The 3,499-nt window shown below is 57.5% G+C and carries 5 protein-coding genes; 3 read left to right on the top strand and 2 right to left on the bottom strand.

All coding sequences use genetic code 11. The features are described 5' to 3' along the window. On the bottom strand, positions 1 to 726 hold a 726-nt coding region (locus DJ74_RS14405), incomplete at its 3' end, for a carboxypeptidase-like regulatory domain-containing protein (protein ID WP_141212719.1). A gap of 417 nt (positions 727 to 1,143) precedes the next feature. Further along, positions 1,144 to 1,563: a nuclear transport factor 2 family protein gene (locus tag DJ74_RS14400; RefSeq protein ID WP_094527688.1), complete on the bottom strand. Its 420-nt coding sequence runs from the start codon at positions 1,561 to 1,563 to the stop codon at positions 1,144 to 1,146. Positions 1,564 to 1,702: 139 nt separating this feature from the next. Here DJ74_RS14400 and DJ74_RS14395 point away from each other — a divergent pair, with 139 nt between their 5' ends. The 3 genes from DJ74_RS14395 to DJ74_RS19440 form a co-directional block, all read left to right on the top strand. Next, entirely contained in the window at positions 1,703 to 2,131 is a 429-nt protein-coding gene (locus DJ74_RS14395; protein WP_217900337.1) for a rhodanese-like domain-containing protein, read from the top strand. 198 nt (positions 2,132 to 2,329) lie between these two features. Then, positions 2,330 to 2,944, top strand: a complete 615-nt coding sequence (locus DJ74_RS14390; RefSeq protein ID WP_094527687.1) for a hypothetical protein — start codon at positions 2,330 to 2,332, stop codon at positions 2,942 to 2,944. A 301-nt stretch (positions 2,945 to 3,245) separates the two neighbouring features. After that, positions 3,246 to 3,499, top strand: a 254-nt coding sequence (locus DJ74_RS19440; RefSeq protein ID WP_217900336.1) for a hypothetical protein, incomplete at its 3' end; no start/stop codon positions are given.

Raw genomic sequence — 3,499 nt, 5'->3', positions numbered from 1 at the left:
GTCTTCGGCGCCCGATTCGGCGTTGACGGCCCGTTTGGTCGACCCCCCTCCGCCCGTGCCGAAGCGGTCGGGCCCCTCGTTGGGCCCCGCCAGCACCCCTCCCGACCACTCCTTCGTCGTGGCCCCGCCGCCCCCGCCGATCATCGCCCCGAGTGACCCGTTCACGTCGTTACCGACGTACCCGCCGACCACGCTGCCACCGATACCGTAGGTGACGCCGCTGTCGTTCGTGTCCGTTCCCGCCGGTGCCAGCCGCATAACTCGGTCCCCAGCGACGGTTAACGTGTGGCCGCTGGTAGCGTCAAGGTCGCCTTCGACGAGGGTGTCGTCGGGCGTCGCCAGTCCGTAGCCGTCGCTGGCGTTCGGGGCGGCCCCCAGCACGCCGATGGGCAGGCCGCTGGCGGCGGTGTTACGCCCCAAGACGCCGATACCGTAGGTGTTGGTGAACTGCCCGCGGATCTTGTACTCGACACGACTCGTCGACAGGTCTACGGTCACAGTGGCTCCGGAGTTGACGACGAGACTGGGTTTCTCGACCGGCTCGTAGCCGAACTTGCTCGCTCGCACGTCGTAGGTGTCGGCTGCCACGTTGGCGCTGTACTCGCCGCTCGCGTCGGTCGTCGTTTCGCCTTCGAGCGTGTCGGATCCGGATTCGGTGATGGTGACGGTGGCGTCTTGGATGCCGGTCCCGCTGGCGTCGGTGACTGTCCCTTTTATTGTCGCCATTGATCGGTCCTCCTGATGGCGACGCGATGGTGTCTGCCCCGCGCGGGTGCGGAGCGCGTCGGTCGGTCGCCATCGATCCTCGGTCGTGCTCCTCGACTCGCCCGGTCCTTGTAGGTCGAGGTGACCGAGGCTTGGTCGGCGTTCGATACGTCCGGTCGGTAGTCCGATGGTGTGTCGGTCATGGCTGGTGGCTCCTCCGACCGCCCCCGGGAACCGCCGAGTACACCAGACAGGCTGTCACTCGTCCAATCACGGGAGTGGCCGCCCAATACACAACTCTATATTGGTAATTAGTAACAAAGTTTGGGAGTGACAGGGACATCTGTAAGATACGCGCCCTAAATTGCTCAAACCGATAATCGACGCGAACTGGCTGCAGGTGGCGCTACCAATTTTCAAGTACATTCTGTGGTACGTTCAGTTCGTGCTGTTTTCGCTCGTGACCTCGTAGAGTTCCTGCCACGTCTGGTCCCCCGATTCTGACTGCTCAAGGTAGACCCGTCCGCGAACCAACAGGCCGTCCTCGACACCGAAGATGATGACTCCCCGCTTGTCGATTCGCGTTCCGTTAATCTGTGTTCCCGAGTGCCGAAGCTCGGTCCAGACGGTATCTCCGTGCTCAACGAGATTCAGAACATCTACTTTGAAATCTGGTGTCGTTCGGAAGACCGTCTCCCAAGTCTCGCGTACCTGATCACTGCCGGTGAAGTTTCGTTCCGGGTGTACAGGCGTCTCCGTCCGGTAGTCTGGTGCAAACCACTCCAACATTCCCTCCAGATCGTGGTCGTTCTGCGCCACAATGATCCGTTCAACAACAGTCTTAGGATTCGGTTCCATATGTACCTCTACGTGTGGCGCCGAGATATCCCTTCGTCGGCCGCTCGTGTCTGCTATCCTAAACGACTGAGCCGCCTTTGATAGACGGAGATCTGACGTACTGATACAGTTAATACCTCTTAACCCCAATACATAATGATTGATTATAAATAAAGAGCACAAATCAACCGGAATCAGCAAGGGCTACAAGCAACTGATTAGCGAAGCAGCCGAGGAGGTCAAAACGTATTCGACAGCGGATGGTATAAAACGGTTCGGTGATGATGGCGTTACGTTCGTCGACGTTCGCGACACGTCTGAATCTCTCGAACACGGCGAGATACCGGGCGCGGTGCACGCACCGAGAGGGATGCTGGAATTCCACATCGATCCCGAGAGTCCCTACTTTATCAGCGAATTCGGTGACGACTCCGAGTTTGTCTTCGTTTGTGCAATCGGGAGCCGATCATTACTCGCCGCACAGCGTGCCAAAGAGATGGGACTGACCCGGGTTGCAAACATCGAAGGTGGCTTCAACGCTTGGAGAGAGGCCGGTGGTGCTATCGACGGGCCCCGCCCGACGATGTGACACATGACGTTCACCGCTGCAAACCGTCGTGCTTCGACTCACCTTCTGACTATGCGCTGTGTGTTCAGCAGCGCCTACGAGATCTCCCCAGTTTTTGTCAGTAGTGAGGTACGAGATACAGAGCGTGAGTTCAGCAGATCGGCCCCGTCATTCGAGGTACCGGTTCAGTTATGCCCCTTCGTTTCGGGTTGACCCGGAATGCTCATTCTCTCTCACCTCCAAACAGTAGGACAACAGATCATGAACCCCTCCCGGAGAATGTTCATTATTTCTACCCTTGGACTCGCCGGTCTCGGTTCGACAAGTGGCTGTCTGGATGTCCTGTCTCGATCAGAACCCGCGTTCCTTTCGTACAAAGGTATCAAGGTCCAGTGGGCAACCGACCGCGTGCAGGGATACGTCGCGGACCTCTGTTGGTTGTGGTCGGATGGTCAGAGTCGAATCTTCGGCTGGGAACCGGAGGAGTATCCCGATATCGTGCGGACTGCAACCGACGTGGCGGTTTCTGACGAGACGTTTCGAGCGCTCCAAGAGCGTTTTACTGGCGTGAGATTTCTGGTCGGTCTGTCGAGTGTCGAAACGGCCAATCTGTCGTTGTTGGAGAGCGACTTCGGACACCTCGACGTTTCACGGGAGCGATTCAACCGCTTACAGTTCGGAGACGGCATCCAAGTGAATCCGACCGACTCTGGTGTCCGTATTCGTGCCATCCAGAAGGGTGAACACAACGATCCAACCGACTGGACCGTAACGATCGGAACGAAAAATCTCGCTGAACAGTTTCCCGACAGCCAGGTGCCAGAGCCGAACTAACCGTAGCCAACGAATGCTGAATAAGCACTGTGTATCTTGCAAGGTGACTTCTGACAGGTATCGAATCTGCAAGACTGTCGCATACAAGCTATAGAGGCTACATCTATCACGACGCTATCGGTTATTCCGGTTAAGAACCGCCACAACGACCAATCACAGAGATGGGCCCTTGCTGGTGACCTGGCTATATATCTGTGCTAATAGCAAGGAGCAGTGCGATGGAATGTCAACCTATCTTTATATTTCTGCTCGTCGTATATGCTGCATCTACTCTCTCTTCAGTTGAGAGCGATAGCTCACCATGACCACTAAGGCAACTCCAGAAACCGATTCAGGCGGACTCGGACGGCGACAGTTCCTTGCCGGAACGGCAAGCGCCGGCACACTCGCCCTGGCCGGTTGTCTAACCCGGATGCCACGCGCGTCCGAACAGACCTTCGGAACACCGCACGAACTGATCCAGATGGGCGGTCGGGAACGCCATCTTGTATTTGGGGACGACGACGACCCCGATGTGTCTTTCATGCTTCGTCAAGACGTGCCCCTGCCCGCAAC

The sequence above is a fragment of the Halorubrum sp. Ea8 genome (assembly GCF_002252925.1).
Taxonomy (GTDB): Archaea; Halobacteriota; Halobacteria; order Halobacteriales; family Haloferacaceae; genus Halorubrum.
This window is presented reverse-complemented; position numbering and strand designations above follow the sequence as displayed.